Origin of the sequence: Marinilabilia rubra, assembly GCF_003121985.1 — a bacterium.
Lineage (GTDB): Bacteria > Bacteroidota > Bacteroidia > Bacteroidales > Marinilabiliaceae > Marinilabilia > Marinilabilia rubra.
On sequence record NZ_QEWP01000002.1, the window covers coordinates 1 to 20537 of the forward strand.

A 20537-nucleotide genomic window follows, 5' to 3' on the forward strand; every position below is an offset into this window, starting at 1 on the left:
CCAGCCGCGCGGAAGCCGGAAGCTGGAGGCTGGAAGTTAGAAGTTAGAAGCTGGAAACTTTCGAAGTTAAGAAATTTTGATTCTTTTTGCGGCATATTTAAAAAACTAAGAAAATTATAAAAAACACATTTTAAATGGTTTATGACTTTACTTAGATGATAAATCATAGCCATTTGATAATCCGAGCGTTAACTCACAAAACCATTGATATATAAACAATTGACTCAGAGTTGATTGCAAGATTTTAACAGACTATTATCTTCATTCAGATTAGAGATTTAAAAGAAACCCCTGACAAGCTTGAAGTCCTGTCAGGGGTTTTTTACATCAAAAGAATATGCGTTTCTTTTTTATTACAGGATATCAGCGCGTTAAAAGAACACAATCATTTAATTTGGTTTAGCTAACACAAACAACAAAGAATCATTCCACTACGCACTATAACGATACACTAATCACCATTAAATAAACAAATTAAGATTTGAAGCCTCCGCTTCTTCGAGGTAGTTAGCAACTCCGCCAATTTTCACACCATCAATCAGTTCCTCTCCTTGAACACCCATAACATCCATACTCATTTGGCAGGCGATCATCTGCACTTCGCTTCTATTGGCATTGTCTATCATCACTTCCAGTGCATCCACATTTTTGCTTTTCATGCGCTGTTTCATCATGGTGCGACCAATACCTCCCATATTCATATTAGAAAGGGGCAGTTTACCGGCATGACCGGGCATCATCAAGCCAAACATCTTGTCCATAACACCTTTCTTAGTTCGGGGCTTATTCTGCTTCTTTATCACATTCAATCCCCAGAAGGTAAAGAACATGGTCACTTTTTTACCCATGGAAGCTGCTCCATTTGCAATAACAAAAGAAGCTAAGGCACGATCCAGATCATCGCTAAATACGATGATTGTTTTATTGTCGCCTTTATCAATGGTTTGAATGCCTTCGGGCATCTTACTGAGAGCGTTTTTTGCCTCTTCGTTTTTCTTTCGAATAACAGCAGTTATTTCAGCTCCCTTTTTTGATCTACCAACCAGTGTATGCCCTGTCACATTACACCAAGAAGCCACGTCGTTATAAAAACCGGGATCAGACGCTTTAATCTGCATTTCATCTCCGGGACCTATTTTGGCAATTTCTTCTTTCAACTTCAATACAGGCCCCGGGCATTGCAATCCGCAAGCATCTACTTCAAGCATCTTTGTTGAAATGTAAGGAATTGATTCCATAACTCCATCCTCTTTCACAGGAACTGCATCTTTCGAGCTGTTAAATTTCAAAGGATTATTCTGCTCTGCAATGGCTGTTTGATACACCTTTAAACCACCTGAGAGGTTATATACCTTCTCAAATCCATGCTGCTTCAAAATTCTGGTTGCCACATAACCTCTTAAGCCAACTCCACAGAAAATGTAAAGATTTTTATCTCGTGGAATCTCATCCAAATGTTCGCGCAGTTTATCCACCTCTATATTGATGGATCCTTCAATGGCATTCAGGCTATGCTCATCAGGTGTACGCACATCCAACAAACAACTGTCTGAGTGATTCCACTCATGAAACTTATAGGGTGATAAAGGTCGGAACAACCCTTTGATGATATTCTCTGCATTGTAACCGGCTTGGTTTACAGGATCTTTGGCAGAACTAAAGGGAGGTGCATAAGCATGCTCTATCTCCTGCAAGTCATAGATATCACCGTTGGCTTTAATTATTGCAGCCAGCATATCCACTCTCTTATCTACACCATCATAACCGACAACCTGGCCTCCCAGAAGCTTCCCATCCTCGGGATTAAAGGTAATTTTCAGAACCATATTGGTTGATCCGGGATAATAGCCTGCATGACTACCCCCGTTTACAATGGTTGACTGATGCGGCACTCCGGCCTGAGCCAATGCTTTATCGCTTAAACCTGTAGTTGCGGCAGTCATTTCAAATACTTTGGCAATGGCGGTTCCAATAGAACCCTGATATTTACGTTTGTGACCATATACCAGGTTATCGGCAAGTATACGTCCCTGTTTATTGGCAGGCCCAGCTAAAAAGGCCAATGAAGACTCTCCCGTTAGCGGATGTGGAAATTCGATGGCATCCCCTACGGCATAAATATTTTCTTTTGACGTTTGAAGAAACTCATCTACAACAATTCCGCCCCGGTTACCCAGTTCAAGGCCTGCTTTTTGAGCCAGATGACTGTCAGGCTTAACTCCGATAGATAATACTACAAAATCTGCATTCAGGATTTCTCCACTTGACAACATAAGGCTCAATCCATCACCATTGGGACGGAAAGCTTTAACTGCATCTTGCAAATAAAGACCCACCTCCTGCTCTTTGAAATGCTGATGTAAGATAGCTGCCATTTCAGGGTCCATCATATTCATTACCTGAGGAGCAGCTTCCACAACTGTGACGTTTATCCCACGCTGATGAAGGTTTTCAGCCATTTCGAGACCAATAAATCCAGCTCCAACAACTACTGCTGATTTTGGCTTTTCATCATCAACAAAGGCTTTAATGCGGTCTGTATCGTCAACATTTCTGAGTGTGAAAATATTTTTGCTGTCAATACCCTGAATCGGAGGTTTTACAGGTTGGGCACCCGGTGACAGCACCAGCTTATCGTAGTTTTCAGTATATTCTTTTCCGGTTTTATGATCTCTAATGGTGATGGCCTGACTATCAGCATCAATATCAGTCACCTCGGAAAAGATTCTGACATCAATATTAAAACGCCCTCCAAAACTTTCGGGAGTTTGCACCAAAAGATTGTCTCTATCTTTGATTACTCCGCCAATGTAGTAAGGTAATCCACAATTGGCATACGAAATATGCTCCCCTTTTTCGAGCATAATGATTTCCGCATTTTCATCAATTCTTCTGAGTCGCGCAGCAGTTGTGGCACCCCCGGCAACTCCTCCTATTATAACATATTTTTTCTGCATATCCTCTGATTTATGTTGGTACAAAAATATATAAACATATAGAATTTCACATGTTTATATGTATCATTTAAAGAAAAAGTTCTTTAAATAGTGTTAATAACCAACTTCAGAAGAAAGCAAACAACACCTACTTACATGAAACAAAACATCTTACAATCTCAACAAACTCTTCTTCAGTCAACCCTCTCTTTTGAGTCGATGAATGATTTTTTAAGGAACTCATAAACTCATTAAATCGGTTTTCTTCGATTTCCATTCCCAAATCCATTAATATTTTTTGAACAGAAGCTTTTCCGGAATGTTTTCCTGCAGCAAATGAAATGGTCCGACCTGCCTCGGAAGGTAAAAATGGCTGATAGGCCAAAGGATCTTTTCTCAAGCTCCGGCAATGAATTCCCGTTTCATGCTTAAAAGCCATCTCTCCTGAAATGGGTTTCGAAGCATGTAATTTTCTACCTGAAATTTCTGCAACGTAATCTGATAGTTCCACGGTCTTTTTTAAATTCACACCGCAATCCACATGATAGCTGGTGGAGAGTCCTGCAACAATCTCCTCAAGGGCAGCGTTTCCGGCTCTTTCGCCAAGTCCGTTTACAGTAACGCTTGCACAATGACAACCACTGGTCAATGCGGTAAAAGTATTGGCTGTACCCATTCCAAGATCATTATGACCATGAAATTCGAACTCAACAGACGGATACCTTTTTACGAAACGTGTAAACCAGTTATGGACTTGCATAGGGTTCAAAACACCAACAGTGTCCGCAAATCTTATACGATCCACACCTGAAGTATGGACCGCAGAAACGAATTCAATCAAATCATTCTCAGCTGCCCGGGAAGCATCCTGAGCTCCGACGGAAACAAATTGAAAATGATCTTTGGCCATTTTTATTAACCGGTCCATTTCATTCATAATCCAGCTTCTGCTTTTTCCCATCGAATTGAGCAAAATATCAGAAACCGGAAATGAAATATTGATTTGTGACACCCCGGTTTTTGCAGACAATAAAATATCAGCTTCCATGGCCCGTGCCCAACAGGCCGACCTGAAATTGAACCCCTGATCAATTATTCTTTTAATATGTGCTATCTCCTCATCAGAGATGGCCGGGGTTCCTACCTCCAATTCAGGAACCCCGGCAGCATCAAGAGTTGAGGCAATTCTAATTTTCTCTTCGAGTGAAAAAACAACACCCGGGGCTTGTTCCCCGTCGCGAAGTGTGGTATCAATTAGATAAAATTGTCTCATGGCTTAAGAATAGATAATTAGAGGTTAGATAATTAGATATAAGACAATAGAACGTTAGAATTAATTAACCACAACAATAGTTTAAAGGCAAAACTTCTTCAAAAAGCTTTAAGATGACTGCAAGGGCTGGTTTATTTTTTTCTGCCTAATGCCTGTCGAACTTCTATCTGTCATTTACTTTAATCTATTATCTAACGATCTATTAATTATATCGACTATTCCGAAATCAAATAATCTTCGGCGACTCCACCTTCCTCGATTGCATCAAGGATATCGTCAACAGCATCGGTATCTACTTTTCCATACCATTGATTTTGAGGGTGCACAACGACAACAGGTCCCTGTGAGCAAACATTAAGGCATCCGGTAGTAGAAACAACAGCATCCAGGCCTCGGTCCGCGCATTCTTCCATAATGTACTGTACCAGATCTGTAGCACCATTTTTATTACAAAATCCCTGGGCATCACCGGCAACACGGTATGAATTACAAACTAAAAAATGATATTCAGGCTTTTTCATTGGTTTGGTTTTTATTGATTAATAATTGAATTAATTTCCACATATATTAAGGGAACCATATCAGGCATATAAGAATAAATCTAGATCTCTCATGGTCATAACTCCGTCAAACTTTTACAAAAAAACTCGTGATCAATTAATTACAAGAACACCCTCTTTTGTATTAATGTGCTGAATTTTGGAACAATACGAATCATCTAACATCTAATATCTATCCCGAAGCATCGGGACTAACGATCGATTGTTACCCACATCCCATTGCATTTCCTGAGCATCCGCTACCACATTTGAAAGCTTCTGCTTTGCTGATAGTACGGAGTTCTTTCCCTTTATAGACGGCATCCAGCCCCTGATCAATCAACCCTGACATTTCAACAATCTGAATACCTGAATGTGATAATACTTCTGATGGTTTGGGCCCTATTCCTCCGGCAAGTAAAGCCCGGCAGTCACTCAACATTTTGCTGAGTTCGCGCCAACGGTCAAGTCCCTTGCCTGTTTCTGGGGTACTTCTTTGATTAACAAGCTTATATCCATTAGGCGTTTCCCTGAATATAAACAACCTGTCAGCCTCTCCCAGATGTTGATTGACCAGAATGCCTTCGTTACTGGCAACTGCAACAAATGGTCGTTCATTGGTATCGGTAAGAGTAAATTTGGTGGCATCTGACAATAATCTTGAGGCTTCTGTACTGTCTTTCCCCAGTAACCCGGCGGCATCGGCACGGCATCGGGCACAATGTGTCATCACTGGCAAATGATCATTCACCGTATTCCTCAATTCCTTAATCAAGGCAGGTTGTGGCTCTGGTATATTTTCAAATTCGGTTCCCTCTACAGGATACATCGGAATAGGGTTCATCACTTCTACTCCTTGTGCGGAAGCCCATTTGGCAACTTCTTTTATATGATGGTGATTGATCCCGGGGACTACCACACTATTGACTTTAGTAGTGATTCCGGCTTCGACCAGGGATTTAATGGCCTTTTTTTGCTGAGACAAAAGCAACTCGGCTGCATCACGCCCAAAATACCCACGCTTTTTGAACCTCACCCATCCGTAAATATCTTTGGTCACATCAGGATCTACACCATTGACGGTAATCGTAACGTGCGATACATTTAACTCCTTAAGCTCGTCGACGAATGGAGCGATATTAAGACCGTTTGAAGAAACACAAAGCAGCATTTCAGGAAAGTTTTCTCTCACCTTTCGCAAGGTTTCCATGGTTGCCTCAGGTTGTGCAAACGGGTCTCCTGGTCCGGCAATACCTACCACACTAAGGTTTGGCAACTTCTTTTTCAACTCAGTCAGGTAAAAAACAGACTGATCAGGAGTTAATATATTACTGGTTACCCCCGGACGACTTTCATTGACACAGTCGTATTTCCGGTTGCAGTAATTACACTTGATGTTACATGTCATAGCCACTGGTAAATGTACACGGGCAAATTTGTGACGGGCATCTTTATTGAAACAAGGATGTGTGGAAATGTCAGGCATAACTGGTAGTTTTTAGGTTATTTTTGATTGCTGTCCGGGGTCAGGGTTAGGGATAGATGCTGGAGGTTAGAGGTTAGGGGTTAGAGGTTGGATGTTAGAGGTTGGATGTTAGAGATTAGAGGTTAGAGGTTAGAAAACAGAGGTTAGATATTTTATTTAATCAGAGGTACTTATAGCCTACTGGTGATTTATCTTGTTTAACTTGCAATAAAGTATTGACAATGGTATCGAACAGGTTTTGTGCTCCTCTGTAACCGACATGAAGAATGCGTTGTGCTCCAATGCGATCGTGGACAGGAAATCCAATACGAACCAGGGGGACACCTATCTCCCGCGCCAGGTTGTAACCTTTGCTGTTTCCTATAATTAAATCGGGCTTATTCTCCAGGCAAAACTCTCTGATTTCTTCAAAGTCAGCATCAGCCATTACTGTGGTCTCACCATCATCTGATGACAATGCCTTTTTCAAACCTCTGCCTTCACTCCCTGACGCAGCAAGGCTTACAATTATTCCAACCTCCTTGAGGAAAGACGTAAGCGCCATTACCATATCCTCATCGCCATATATCACCACTTTTTTGCCAAAAACATATTTATGACCATCCACATAGGCATCAATTAAACGGCCACGTTCGTTGGTGTGGGCTATTGGTGTTTCTTTGCCGCTCAACTCATTCAGCAATTCAAAGAACTTATCAGTCTGATCAATCCCTATGGGTGATAACAAAGAGTGTTTAGGGACATCAAACTCTTCTTCCAGGTAGGAAGCCCCTGAATTCTGGTTAAGCTTATAGTAATCCTCTCCTACACCAAATTCAATGGAAGCTTTGGCCCCTCCCATGTTCCTGATTTTTTGCAACGGAGTACCTCCTCCCGGAACACGGTGGTATTGATCCCAGATAGGGTTATCTAATGTGTCGGAATAATCGGGCATCAAGGTGTAATCCAAACTAAAATCGGTCATAATTTCTTTCAAATGCCTTAAATCAGCAGGCGACCAAAGTCCTGGAAACAAGTTAATGGAACTGTGAGACTCCGGTAATGCAGGCTTGTATGAGAAACGCTTAACCAGCGAATAAACAGCCTCCCGGTAACCTTCGGCATGAGTTCCCTGATAACTGGGAGTAGATGCTGCTACCAACCTGGGCGCATCTGCAGGACGGTCGGCCTCCATCTCAACTATTTTGAGCATTTGAGGTACATCTTCCCCAATGGTTTCACTCAGGCAGGTTGTACAAACACCAATTAAATCAGGCTTATACTGTTCTGAAATATTATTAAGCGCTTCCTTGAGATTCATGGCACCGCCAAAAACCGTCGTATCTTCAGTAAAATTGGTGGAAGCTATATCAATGGGTTCTCTGAAATGACTGATCAAATAGCGTCTTATATATGTGGCACATCCCTGCGAGCCGTGCACCAAAGGCACACATCCTTCAACTCCTCTGTATGCAATGCTTGCACCCAATGGAGCACATAATTTGCAGGCATTTCGCGTAGAAACGAATCCTGATGACTTGGGTGTTAATAATGATTCTTTTTCCATAACCTGCTCCTTTTATAATTTAGTAGATAGTTAGTCCCGATGCTTCGGGATAGATATTAGATTTAAGATGTCTCATGTTATTCTTATAATCATATTCACATGTCAAACCATTAATCTTCCATCTCTACACACAAACCACAACTATCAAGGAAAACTTTGTGTCTTTGCATTTAAATTTTTCTTAAATCTCAAAATCTAACGGTCTATTAATCTTTAAACCGATTTTTACTTCACAAACTTCCAAACCGGGCTCATAACCGAGGCATGCACTTCGCGGGCAAAATTCATCATTCCCTCATACCCTGCCAGGGCTTCTTTTCTTTCGTGGTTGTGATCACAAAATCCAAGACCAAGTTTATGGGCAATGGGACGTTCTTTAACACCACCAATAAAAAGGTCAGCTCCTTTTTGCTTTACAAAAGTTGAAAGTTCATTGGGGTTAGAATCATCCACCAAAATGGTTCCCGGGTCGCATAACTTTTGAAGCAGTTTGTAATCGTCTTTATTTCCGGTTTGTGAACCCACAACCACAGTTTCCATACCTATCAGGCGTAAAGCTTTCACCAGACTAATCGCCTTAAAAGCACCTCCCACATAAATGGCGGCTTTTTTTCCGGCCAAATCACGTTTGAAGGGTTCAAGCGCAGGAATAAGTTCTTTTAGTTCTTCCGTAACCAGTTCCCGGGTTACATTCATCATTTCTTTATTTTGGAAGAAACCTGCCACTTCATACAAGGCTTCAGACATATCTTCTATGCCGAAGTAGGACACCTTTTTGAAAGGAATACCGTATTTTTCTTTCATTTCGCGAGCCAATGGCATCATTGAACCGGAGCACTGAACCACATTAAGTTTGGCTTTATGTGCCCGCCTGATTTCATCAACTCTTCCATCACCCGTGAGACAGGTGATGATGTTTACCCCCATTTTCTCGTAGTAGTCTTTTAAAATCCAAAGTTCACCGGCCAGGTTAAAATCTCCGAGGATATTGATGGAGTATTCGGGAGCTTCATAAGTATCATCGGTGCCTATTAAAGTAGATATGGCAGAGCATGCAGCACTGTAACCATCCTTTTTAGTTCCGCGGAAACCTTCGGACATAACAGGAATAACATCTATCCCCTTCTCTCTGGATACTCTGCGACAAACACTCTCCACATCGTCGCCAATAACACCAACAATACAGGTAGCAAACACAAAGGCTGCATTGGGCTTATAAGTATCAATCAACTCTACAAGGGAGTGATAAAGTTTTTTCTCCCCACCGAATACCACATCTTTTTCGCGTAAGTCGGTTGAAAAACTGAGACGATGCAACTGAGGACCTGACGAAAGAGCGCCACGTATATCCCAGGTATAAGCTGCGCAACCAATGGGACCATGAATCAGGTGCAAGGCATCAGCAATGGGGTAAAGGACAACTCTCGAACCACAGAAAACACACGCTCTCTGACTAACTGATCCTGCCAGACTTTTCTTATCGCAGGCAATATCCGGGGCATCATTCTCCAGTGTAACTATCTGGGATGTGCGTTTTTTTAGAAAATCAGTCATGGCGTATATTTTTAAAATTGATAAAAATTTTAAGACCTCAACGAGGGCCCCTCGCAACCAACAACCTGCAGGGGTCATAGTAATAAGCGAACTAACCACAAGGGCCCTCGTCTTTGGTCTTAAAAACCTGGATTAAACACCAAAAGCAGCATCAAAAACAATTCGAAAGAAATTATCACTTAATAGACTGTTAGATTTTTAGATACAAGATCTAAGATGAGTCGTAAAATCTTGAACACATGACTCTTATTAAAGCAATCGATTATAAATAAAATACCAACAGACTATCATTTATTCGAAGATTGGAATTCACCTCAGTTAAGCATTACATAACAAGCTCAAATGATTCTTCAGGACTGTCAGCATCCATTTTATCCATCAGGACACCGAGTATTTTCTCCAGGATGCGGATTCCGCCCATGTACCCTAATGTTGGGAAATAACTGTGGCCAACACGGTCCAGGATTGGGAATCCCATTCTAACGAAAGGAATATTTTCGTCACGGGCAATGTATTTGCCATAAGTGTTTCCTATCAGAAGATCTACCGGTTCTTCTTTTATCCACTGGTGCATCAGGAACATGTCAGCTGTGGCGCCATTCTTTATTTTGGCTTCAGGTACTTTTTCTGCAAGGATCTCATGAGCCTTTTTAGAGAATGCTTTACCCGGCGTACCTGAAACCACATATACAGGCTTCATATCAATGTCGGCAAGAAATTCGATAAGAGGCAGTAATTGATCAGGATCCCCCCAAAGGGCCACTCGTTTTCCGTAGAAATACTGGTGCATATCGGTAATCATATCCATCAGCTTACCGCGTTCGGATGAAATGGCCTCAGGAATGGAAACCCCTGCAGCTTTGGCAAGAGCCATCACAAAGCGGTCGGTAGCAGAAATACCGATGGGCAGGTCGGTCAATGCGAATTTCACTTTGCATTGGTTTTCCAACTTTATGGCAGCACTTTTGGTAGCCCATTCGCCAAGTCCCAGGGTGAACATGCTGTCTCCCATGCTTACGATTTCAGGAACGGTAGTTCCGCCTTTAGGATAAAACTCATGTTTACCCGTCATTGGAGCATCCAAAACCTCAGAGGTATCAGGAAGCAAAACATTTTTTATTCCCATTACACTCATCATTCTTTTGAGCTCACGCATATCAGCAGGTTCAACCCATCCGGCCAGCAAGTTTACCTGCCGCTTAATTTCGTCGGTTGACATGGCAAAATGTTTCACAATACCTTCAAGCATATTGGCATAACCGGTAACATGCGACCCAACGTAACTTGGAGTGGAAGCATGAATAACATGTTTTCCTTCAGGGATTTTGCCATCTTCGCGAGCCTTGGCAATTATCTGTCCCAGGTCATCACCAATGGTCTCACTCAAACAAGTTGAGTGAACAGCTATAATTTCGGGCTCGTAAACCGAGAAAATGGTATTAATGGCATTCAGCAGGTTAGCCTGACCACCGAATACAGAAGCCCCCTCGGTAAACGAACTGGTAGCAGCCATAACAGGCTCCTTATAGTGTCTGGTAAGGGTACTTCGGTGGTAAGAACAACATCCCTGAGATCCGTGACTGTGAGGAAGGCACCCGTGAATACCTAATGCGGCGTACATGGCACCAATAGGCTGACAAGTTTTGGCCGGATTTACAGTAAGTGCTTCTCTCTCCTTTACTTTGTTTGTAGTATGTCGTAGCAACATAGTTAATTCCTCCTTACTTTAGATGTTAATATTCATGCTGCCCACAATCTCGGGTTCAGCTTTCCAGGGAGCATCTACCATTTTCCAAATACGGGTATTGAGCATGCGCTCCATATCACGATAGAAGTTGATGGCACCTTCGAATCCAGCGTAGGGACCTCCGTAATCGTAGCTATGCAACTGTTTGAGAGGCACTCCCATCTTTTGAACAGCATATTTTTCCTTAATTCCGGCACAGAACACATCTGGTTTGAAATATTCAATGAGCTTTTCAGATTCCCAGTGAGAAATGTCGTCAATCACCAATGAGTTTTTATCCATTTCACTCATCATCCCAGAATACTCTTTGAATTTGTATCCTTTTTCTTCAAGAATCTGCTTCTTCTTTACCAGGTCTTCACGGAAATTCTCGTCGTCGCGGGTTACTTCAATATCTTCAATATTCCGGGTATCGGCATCTACCTTAATGTTGGGAATCACCTCACGGCCTTCGTAGTCATCGCGGTGGGCAAACTCGTAACCGGCAGAAATAGTAGTAATGCCAAGTTCTTTAAAAAGATCCTGATAGTGGTGAGCTCTGGAACCTCCGACAAATAACATTGCCAGTTTGCCTTCCAGATCAGGACGAACCTCTTTAGAGACCTTCTTAACCTTAGACATTTCTCTTTTGACTATTTTCTCAACCCTTTCGGTGAGTTCCGCGTCATCAAAAAACTCTGCCACTTTGCGCAACGATTTTGCAGTAGACTCAGCGCCGATAAAGTTTATTTTCACCCACGGAATACCGTATTTCTCCTCCATCATTTCAGCAATATAGTTGATGGAACGGTGACACATTACCAGGTTCAAATCGGCAGACTGGGCATAGGCGTAACTTTTAATAGTACTGTTTCCGCTGAAAGTAGAAAGCAACGTAATACCAGCTTCTTCAAACAGACGCTCCAGTTCAAATGCGTCACCTCCAATGTTGTATTCACCCATCAGGTTGATCTGGAATTTGCCAACACGCTTAGGCTTTTCAGTTCCAACCACATTGGTAAAGACCCCGTTGTTGGCAATGTGGTGACCGGCACTCTGAGACACTCCCCTGTAACCTTCACAGCTAAACCCGAAAATGGTAATGCCCAGCTCCTTTTTCATTTCCCGGGCCACCGAATGCACATCATCTCCAATCAATCCTACGGGACAGGTTGAGAAGATACTGATTGAATGCGGCTTAAAAATTTCGTAAGCTTCACGAATGGCCTGCTTCAGTTTTGCCTCTCCACCAAAAACGATATTCTCATCCTGCATATCGGTAGAAAAACAATAAGGAATATAGTTTTCTTCGCCTTTACCAGCTTTGGTTTGGTTACGTCGTGTTAACCAGCTATAGAAGCCACATCCGATGGGACCATGCGTAATATTAATCACGTCTCTCGTGGGCCCCAGAATAACACCCTTACAACCGGCGTACGTACATCCTCTCTGGGTAATTATCCCCGGCACGGTCCTTACATTGGACTGAATCTCCGGTTTGTTTTCCGGATCATTCGTCACCATGGCCTTAGCTCTCTTCTTTGCCACCTTTTTAGGGTACTTTGAGACCATTTCCTCAATGATGGCAGCTGAGTCAGGCAACTCCTTTATATTTTTTTTCTTATCAGTCATAGTATCCTTGTTTTACAAGTCCAACACTGCATCTCCGTAAGCACCAGTCCTGACATTGACAGCTTCGGTAGTCGGAAACACGAAAATTTTACCATCTCCAGCCGCAGGTGTCTGATTGGCCTCGGTTATGATTTCAACCACCTTTTTCACCATTTTTTCGGGAACAATCACCTGGATTATTCTTTGCGGCCTCATAGGGGGTTCCTTGCCAAGCAATTCAATTGCTTCGGGCTTATTCTGCCTGGCACCCTCAAGTACCTTGGCATCCCACAGACCCTTACCTCTGCCCGAAACATTACCGGTAGCCGTCATGGAAGTAATTCCGGCATCAAGCAAAGCCTTTTTGGTCTGGTTCATTTTATTGATTCGTATTATTGCAAATACACACTTCATGAGAATCTGTTTTTAGTTAAAACCTCTCCGGGCTATAATAATGAAACCCCGGAGGATTCAATTACAACTCACTTGCACCACGACTAATGGTATAAGCTTCCTCTACCGGTGAAATAAAGATCTTTCCGTCGCCATAAGCGCCTTCGGGCTTACTACGGGCAGCCTCAATAATGGTACTTACAGCGAAGTCTTTGTCTTCATCTTTAACCACAATGATCAATAATTCCTTGGGGAGTTCATCATAGGTTACATCACCAATCTTGATTCCGCGCTGTTTTCCGCGTCCCACAACGGGAATTTTGGTTACAGCGACATATCCGGCTTCAAAAAGGGCCTTCAACACCAGGTCTGATTTCTCGGGACGTATTATTGCTCTGATCATTAACATAAGTGATCCTCCAGTTTTTTAGTTAATTTGATAGTTCAGTGGATGAAAAAGGAAAGGGTCAGTGGATTCATGAGTTCAGATTAATTGGCAATTCCGAAATCGATAAGAAGCTTTTCCAACTCTTCCATCTCCAAAGGCTGAGGAATCACAAACATTTCATTTTTATCAATGGCATTGGCCAATTGACGATACTCATCTGCCTGACCATGTTCAGGGTCAAATTCGATAACAGTCTGGCGGTTGATCTCAGCTCTCTGAACCATATTGTCACGAGGAACAAAATGAATCATTTGAGTTCCCAATCGCTTGGCCAACTCTTCAATCATGGCACTTTCGTTGTCCACTTTACGTGAGTTACAAATCAAACCACCCAAACGAACACCACCAGCTTCGGCGAATTTCTTGATACCTTTACAGATGTTATTGGCTGCATACATCGCCATCATCTCACCCGATACAACGATGTAAATTTCCTGAGCTTTTCCTTCGCGAATTGGCATGGCAAAACCACCACAAACAACATCACCCAATACATCGTAAAATGTGTAGTCGATAGAATACTTGTCATCCCATCCCCCAAGCTGCTCCAATAAGTTAATAGAGGTAATGATACCACGACCGGCACATCCTACACCTGGCTCAGGACCCCCTGATTCAACGCAACGTACGCCGCCATAACCTTCTTTTACAATGTCGTCAAGATCAATGTCTTCACCTTCTTCTCTTAAAGTGTCGAGAACAGTTTTCTGGGCCAGGCCACCTAATAGCAGTCGGGTTGAGTCAGCTTTTGGGTCACATCCAACGACCATTACATTTTTTCCGGCTTCAACAAGTCCGGCTACTGTGTTCTGAGTAGTTGTAGATTTTCCAATTCCACCTTTTCCGTAAATAGCAATTTTCCTCATAGTTCTACAGTTTTATGGGATTAGTAATTTATTTGATTTCCCATGTTTCACGTTGTGTGCCAAAACTGGCAACACCTATCTCAAAAAACTCAAATCACCAACCCCAACAAACTGTTATACTGACGCTTAAAAATTGTATTTTATTTCTAAGGCGGGTTTGGCACTTCAAAATATCCTACAATTATGTAGCATACCCTCTTTTGCATTACAGATATGAAGCGCCCCCTTAAAAGACTGATTTAGTGAATCATTATCATAAACATTCAGAGAAAGGCCTCACATTTATGTGGAAATGGGTAGTTTGGAAGATGTGCCAAAAACTTAAGAACAGGTGATTTTATTTAAGGGACCACTTTTGTTCTATTGAATTAACCATACCTGCCACAAAGAAATGTATGTAAGTTAAGGCACCTAAGAAAAATCAGTTGGCCCCTTATCAGGGACCCTTTTAGCCTCAGTTCCTTCCCCCGGGTTTTCACCCGGGGTTATCAATTTTGGCCCCTTATCAGGGCCCGCGGAACAAACCGATGGAGTACCCTTGAAAAAATTAAAACTGTTTGATCAGATGCCCTCCTGAAAATAAGTTTAGATTAACAATCCCCCTTAAGTAGAGTCTGTCCATAAAGTACCACTTGCTGCGTTACGCTTGCCGCCAAAATACTCATTTACCAAAGTAAACTCCGCTTTTGGCGGCTTCGCAAGCCTTGCAACTGGCACTTTCTGACCAGACACATGACTTTTTACAAACTTTCCCGGCTTTATAGACAGGCACTAAGTAGGCTAAAAATACATTAGGCATAGTTGAACAAGAGGACAATGAATCAAAAAAATCTCCGGAATCCTATTACAAATAAGTAGTGACCTAATAATAAATCCGAACCGGCCTTACACAAGTGAATAGCCCTAAAAAAACATCTGAAATCTTAACACACGCGTGCAACAACTAAAAAAAAGTTCCGGAATGCCAATGCTCATGTGTTTTGACTAAAAAAATTCTCCGAAATGTCATTGCACGCGTGTAATAGCTTAAAAAATCTTCCGAAAACACATGGCACAGGTACATTGGCATAAAAAAAATTCCGGCAAGAGATTACACGTGTGCATCGGCTCAAAAAATTCCCCGAAATGTCATTGCACGCATGTAACGGTATAAAAAAAATTTCGAGCCCCTATTGCACACATTCATTGAAAAAAGGAGTTAGTAGATAGTTTATAGTTGAGTAGTTAGTTGTTTTGCCGGGTATAAAGAATGATGAAAGCCCTTATTACAGTTTAGCACATACCTCTAGTCCCGGAGGGACGATACATCGGTAGAATATTCCAATTATTATCGTTGGAGTGCCGTAGGTACGAAATAATTATCACATCCCTACGGGACTTAAGGGAAATTTATTATTCCTGTTCCTATCAAAATCATGGGGCTGCATACCATGTTAAATGTCAAGGGTATGTCATGTTGAGCGGAGGTTAAACACCTGTTTATCTAGCGAAAGAATTCTTCGATAAGCTATCAATTGCAAATAGGTACGGCGGATTGGCTTCGGCTCTGCCGCTTTCCTCAGAAAGAATCCGCCAAACATAATTCGATAATTACCTCTTTAGGGGATCTTAATATTGGGCATTCTCCTTGTCATTTTCGTATCATGATCCAAGATTACTTAGGGGCCGTCACTACCAATGGCAGATTTTTAAAAACATCAAAATATCAGCAAATTGAAAGTTGGCCATCTTTCAGGGACCTAATATTCCAGGTTACGATTTGCCCCGGGTTTTCACCCGGGGTTATCCAAATTTGCCCCCTCCGGGAACGAGGCACTCCCTTTGTCATATCCACATTATTTCCCAAGATTACTTAGGATAGTCACTCAGAATGAAATCAAGTTTGGACTGTTGAGAACCTCTTTCTTTTATTGGTATAACAATACCCTGGAAAATACATAGAGCTCAATATTTTCGTGCCTCAACTCCTAAACCTTCTTCTCCCAAAAATACATGGGTGGTTGGCATTCTCTGAATCCTGCTTTTTTGTAGAGAGCCAGAGCTTTATGGTTGTCGTTTCTTACTTCAAGATTGACTCTGCAGTATCCATTTTGATGTGCATATTTTTCAATCCCCCTTAGAAGAGCCTGTCCAACCCCCATTTTTCTGGCATCGGGATGCACAATCAAGTCATGAATATTAATAAGAGGCTTGGCTGCAAATGTGGAATAATTGACAAAGCAGTTGGCCAAAGCGAGGAAGCTGCCATTTTCATCCTCAACCAAAAAACCAATATAAGAGACATGCTGCTTAATATCGAATATTACTTTTTCGGCATGCTCTGGTTCAAGTGGTTTATTCAAGCCCATGTCATCAAGCATATAGGCATTCAGAAGTTTTACGAAGGCTTTTTCATGGTCATTATTTGCAAAGTCAAGAATTGTAATTTCCATAAAGCGATTTATTTTTATATGAATATCCGATTATTTACCTAATTGAAAATATAGAGGGGCTTTGCCCCTTAAACCCCAATTACTTTTTTGTCTTGACACAAAAAAGTAATCAAAAAAAGTCAAGGCTGTGACCGCTTCACTCAAAAAAACAGCGTTTGATGGCTAAAATCTTTTAAACTCGCCTATCGGCTCAAACAGAAAAGATTTTTAAACGCCATCTTCACTTGTTTTTTTGGCTCACCGGTCAAGGCCGTCCTTTTCGGCAGGTCTGCTTTCAAGTTGGGTATAAAAACGGATACTCATTTATTTTTATTCAATATTCCATCATCCAAATTCCCGGGGTTGGCAAAAAGCAAATTTAAAAAAAGAACCACCCCTCAAAACTTCATGATACCACTTCTGTCTTCTGCCTATCAACCTACCTCTGTCAAATTCCTACCCTACCTGCTTAAACCTCCAAACATCAATTCCATATTTCTTAATTCTGGTCCCCAGCATCCGTTCGGTTACTTTTAGCTGAATGGCGGCGCGGGTAATATTTCCTCCGGTTGATGTCAGTGCCTCGATGATTAATTGTTTCTCAATGCGCTCCACACTATCCATCAACCCTCCCCCCGATTTAGTATTGGTACTGTCGGCGGTTTGCAATGTGGGGGGCAACTGATAGCTGTGGATAACACCATCACGTGACAAGATACAAGCCCGCTCGATACAGTTTTCCAATTCGCGGATGTTACCCGGCCATGAGTAGACCATGAGCATATTTAAAGCAGTAGTGGTAATTCGCTTGATGTTGGCATCATTTCTTTTATTGAATTTCTCAATAAAATGATCCACCAGTAAAGGAATATCTTCACGTCGATCGCGGAGAGGTGGCAGGTATACCGGAAATACATTAATCCGGTAAAAAAGATCCTCCCTGAACTCTCCACTCTCAATCAATTCTTCCAGATTTCGGTTCGTTGCAGCAATAATCCGCACATCCACATGAATGGTTTCGGTTCCCCCCAGCCGTTCAAACTCCCTTTCCTGCAAAATTCGCAGAATTTTAACCTGGGTGGCTTGAGGTAAATCGCCAATCTCATCAAGAAAAATAGTACCATTGTGGGCCAGTTCAAACCGGCCTGTTCTTTTTTGATCGGCTCCGGTAAAAGCCCCTTTTTCATGGCCAAACAACTCACTTTCGATCAATGAATCAGGCAGGGCCGAACAATTTACCTTTATCATTGGTCCCTTATCCCTCTGGCTGTTGGAATGAATAGATTCAGCAATTAATTCCTTACCACTACCACTTTCACCTCTTATGAGAACCGTACTGGCCGTAGGAGCCACCATGGAAATCAGACCATAAACATCTCTCATTTTACCGGAGCTGCCTACCATCCCCTTGGGTTGTAAATCAGAGTCCAGCTGGGTCTTCAAGTCCCTGTTTCTTTGACGTAAAAGTTCCAGTTCCTCCAATTTCTCCTGCTGATAGTGAGCCACAGAAGCGATAAGAGATCCAACAACAGACATCAATCGAACATCTTCTTCATACGAGATATTAGGATTGTATATTCGTATTACACTAAGTGCACCATTAACCTGATTATCTTCCATTAATGGAACACATATAAATGAGAGTTCCTGTCCATCTCTGGTCAGTTCAGACTTGGTTTTGTTAACAAAGAGTTTAGACTTACTTATTTCAGAAATCACAACCGGTTGCCCCAACTCAATGACTCTTCCAATAACACCTTCTCCCAAAGTGTAAGACCCTCGTGCCTGTTGTGATGAACTTAATCCGCAAGCAGCCTCAATCGCAATACGGGAGCTTTTTCGATTAAGAATAGTAACAAACGATCTTTCTGCTCCGAGGTGTTCAACAACCAGTCGCAGAATGGGAGTAAGATCTTTGTTCAACTCTCTGCTACTAATAAGACGTTCACTTATTTCAAACAGTAATTTCAATTCCTGAACGCCATAACATTCATCTCCGCCTTTTTTGCAACAAACTTCCATGGTAAAGAATTAGGTTTAGTGTTTTCCGACTCAAAAATACTAATTTAAATACCCACCCCCATATTTTAAAGCAATCACTTTTGTTTTTTAATTTTATTTCACAGTTACCCCCTCAAAAATAACGAGACTCTCCTTGTTTTTGCAAAAAACAACGCCTTCCTACCAAACTGTTGAATACAATCGCAAATACTACAATTATGTAGGAAAATAAATACAGCATAAACCTTTTTTATCTGGCAAACAGAGCTTTATTTTTTTTGGTATAACATTAGCTAATTGCTCCAGGAACAATTGTTGAACTCTAAAAATTTTTTAATCATGAAAGTAATTTTGCCAGTAATTGATGATCAGGGAGCAAGGAACATGATGGCCAATGGCTTTCACAATGCCAGATTTGCCTGCATTTACGATTGTGACACGCATGATTGTGAATGGTTACCTTCTGAAAAAATAAGCGAAAAACCCGGGAACCTCACACTGGGGCTAAAGCAAAAAGGCATCTATACTGTGATAAGTCCGCAAATGCCTTTGATGGCACTTGGTCTTTTTATTGAGAGCGGATTAGTAGTCTACCAGTCAAAGAGCAACAATGTGGAAGAAAACATTAAGTTATTCATTGACAATGAACTTAAGCCCTTTCCTGTGCAGGAAGCATTGGTAAGCGAATGTGGAGGTGGTTGCAGCTCTTGCAGCAGCACATCATGTAATTAATTAAAAGTTCTGAAACATGGCACTAGGAAAAGCAATCCGTTTTATTCGGCAAGCCAGTTTTGACAAGGAATTCAGAAAAGCATGCTACAACGTTGAAACCAAGGAGGAATTACTTCAAATCCTTGATTTCAATGACGCAGAATTTGAGGATGCCTTTAACATGGAATTAGTAAAATGTCAAACTTCTGAACAAGCCGATATGATCTATCAGCTAAAGTCATGGTACCACATGATATAAATAAACCATCAAATTATGACTGAAGAAGCAATAAAATTCAGAGATATTGATAAAATTAAGTTCATCGTTAAAGACGCCACCGGCCTGGATATCATGTATGCTTACGATGATCTGATTTTCCCGGAGCACGGCGCTTTTATAATACGATTTAACGATGATGACGATAAATCTGTCTTCTGTCACTTTCATAAAGATTGCACGGAGCCTGAAGAAAAACAAATATTGACCTCTTTAGGAAAAACCGGCCAATTAAATGACCTTCGGATCATTAAGGGGACAGAGTTTGAAATGAGACAAAAAGACAAAGAACAATTTGAAATAAAATTCCGATAAAAATGATAGTAAGTGATTTAAATTGGAAAACATGGCTCCGTCATGGCGATCAGTACCTGAAAGCAGCAGGCAGCAAAGGAGCATTTCGCTTTGACACAGAAATTGCATACAACCTACTGGGCATGTCACTAGAAGGTTATGTAATGGCCATTTTAGACATCCATAATTCCCTTCCTGAGAACCATACCTTTACTGATTTAGTAGATGCTCTGGAAACGGTTTATCCTTTGGATGTTAAATTAAGGGAGAAGATACTACAATATGAGAGTCTTCAATCTATTTGCTCTGTTGATAAATATCAGCGTGAGAAACCTTCTTCTGATGCTGTGGACGACTTAAGAACAGCGGTCAACAGAATTGGTGTTATTGCTCATGAGGTGTGTGGGCATGTAAATTAATTAGTTTATAGTGGTTAGTTATAGTTGGTAGTTAGATAGAGAGAAA

At 41.5% G+C, this 20537-nt stretch carries 17 protein-coding genes; 4 read left to right on the forward strand and 13 right to left on the reverse strand.

The genetic code is table 11. The annotated features are described in order from the left end of the window. Positions 1-461: 461 nt before the first annotated feature. The 13 genes from DDZ16_RS02880 to DDZ16_RS02940 form a co-directional block, all read right to left on the reverse strand. The gene (locus tag DDZ16_RS02880) at positions 462-2957 is read right to left on the reverse strand and encodes an FAD-dependent oxidoreductase (RefSeq protein ID WP_109262932.1); all 2496 of its coding nucleotides are present in this window, start codon (positions 2955-2957) and stop codon (positions 462-464) included. A 127-nt stretch (positions 2958-3084) separates the two neighbouring features. Next, complete coding sequence (locus tag DDZ16_RS02885) at positions 3085-4209, reverse strand: homocitrate synthase/isopropylmalate synthase family protein (RefSeq protein ID WP_109262933.1); 1125 nt, start codon at positions 4207-4209, stop codon at positions 3085-3087. Between the two features lie 215 nt (positions 4210-4424). Further along, entirely contained in the window at positions 4425-4730 is a 306-nt protein-coding gene (locus DDZ16_RS02890) for a (2Fe-2S) ferredoxin domain-containing protein (protein ID WP_109262934.1), read from the reverse strand. A 244-nt stretch (positions 4731-4974) separates the two neighbouring features. Then, positions 4975-6234 carry a nitrogenase cofactor biosynthesis protein NifB gene (nifB, locus tag DDZ16_RS02895; RefSeq protein ID WP_109262935.1) on the reverse strand — a complete coding sequence of 420 codons (1260 nt, stop codon included), beginning with the start codon at positions 6232-6234 and terminating at the stop codon, positions 4975-4977. 160 nt (positions 6235-6394) lie between these two features. Then, positions 6395-7780, reverse strand: a complete 1386-nt coding sequence (locus DDZ16_RS02900; RefSeq protein WP_109262936.1) for a nitrogenase component 1 — start codon at positions 7778-7780, stop codon at positions 6395-6397. A gap of 225 nt (positions 7781-8005) precedes the next feature. Next, entirely contained in the window at positions 8006-9334 is a 1329-nt protein-coding gene (gene nifE, locus DDZ16_RS02905; RefSeq protein WP_109262937.1) for a nitrogenase iron-molybdenum cofactor biosynthesis protein NifE, read from the reverse strand. A gap of 325 nt (positions 9335-9659) precedes the next feature. Further along, on the reverse strand, positions 9660-11042 hold the full coding sequence (gene nifK / locus DDZ16_RS02910) for a nitrogenase molybdenum-iron protein subunit beta (protein WP_109262938.1): 1383 nt from the start codon (positions 11040-11042) through the stop codon (positions 9660-9662). 18 nt (positions 11043-11060) lie between these two features. Further along, positions 11061-12692 (reverse strand): nitrogenase molybdenum-iron protein alpha chain, encoded by a 1632-nt coding sequence (gene nifD / locus DDZ16_RS02915; RefSeq protein ID WP_109262939.1) that lies wholly within the window; start codon positions 12690-12692, stop codon positions 11061-11063. Between the two features lie 12 nt (positions 12693-12704). Further along, complete coding sequence (locus DDZ16_RS02920) at positions 12705-13085, reverse strand: P-II family nitrogen regulator (RefSeq protein WP_109262940.1); 381 nt, start codon at positions 13083-13085, stop codon at positions 12705-12707. A 61-nt stretch (positions 13086-13146) separates the two neighbouring features. Continuing rightward, positions 13147-13473, reverse strand: coding sequence for a P-II family nitrogen regulator (locus DDZ16_RS02925; protein WP_109262941.1), 327 nt, complete (start codon positions 13471-13473; stop codon positions 13147-13149). Positions 13474-13553: 80 nt separating this feature from the next. Beyond that, positions 13554-14378, reverse strand: coding sequence for a nitrogenase iron protein (gene nifH / locus DDZ16_RS02930; protein WP_109262942.1), 825 nt, complete (start codon positions 14376-14378; stop codon positions 13554-13556). Between the two features lie 1967 nt (positions 14379-16345). Beyond that, positions 16346-16810, reverse strand: a complete 465-nt coding sequence (locus DDZ16_RS02935) for a GNAT family N-acetyltransferase (protein ID WP_109262943.1) — start codon at positions 16808-16810, stop codon at positions 16346-16348. Positions 16811-17245: 435 nt separating this feature from the next. Then, positions 17246-18811: a sigma-54 interaction domain-containing protein gene (locus tag DDZ16_RS02940; protein ID WP_109262944.1), complete on the reverse strand. Its 1566-nt coding sequence runs from the start codon at positions 18809-18811 to the stop codon at positions 17246-17248. A gap of 318 nt (positions 18812-19129) precedes the next feature. Here DDZ16_RS02940 and DDZ16_RS02945 point away from each other — a divergent pair, with 318 nt between their 5' ends. From DDZ16_RS02945 to DDZ16_RS02960, 4 genes are read left to right on the forward strand one after another with little or no spacing between them, the layout of a single operon-like run. Beyond that, complete coding sequence (locus DDZ16_RS02945) at positions 19130-19522, forward strand: NifB/NifX family molybdenum-iron cluster-binding protein (protein WP_109262945.1); 393 nt, start codon at positions 19130-19132, stop codon at positions 19520-19522. A 16-nt stretch (positions 19523-19538) separates the two neighbouring features. After that, positions 19539-19760 (forward strand): hypothetical protein, encoded by a 222-nt coding sequence (locus DDZ16_RS02950; RefSeq protein WP_109262946.1) that lies wholly within the window; start codon positions 19539-19541, stop codon positions 19758-19760. 15 nt (positions 19761-19775) lie between these two features. Then, on the forward strand, positions 19776-20093 hold the full coding sequence (locus tag DDZ16_RS02955) for a hypothetical protein (protein WP_109262947.1): 318 nt from the start codon (positions 19776-19778) through the stop codon (positions 20091-20093). A gap of 2 nt (positions 20094-20095) precedes the next feature. Further along, positions 20096-20491 carry a hypothetical protein gene (locus DDZ16_RS02960; RefSeq protein ID WP_109262948.1) on the forward strand — a complete coding sequence of 132 codons (396 nt, stop codon included), beginning with the start codon at positions 20096-20098 and terminating at the stop codon, positions 20489-20491. Positions 20492-20537: the final 46 nt, after the last annotated feature.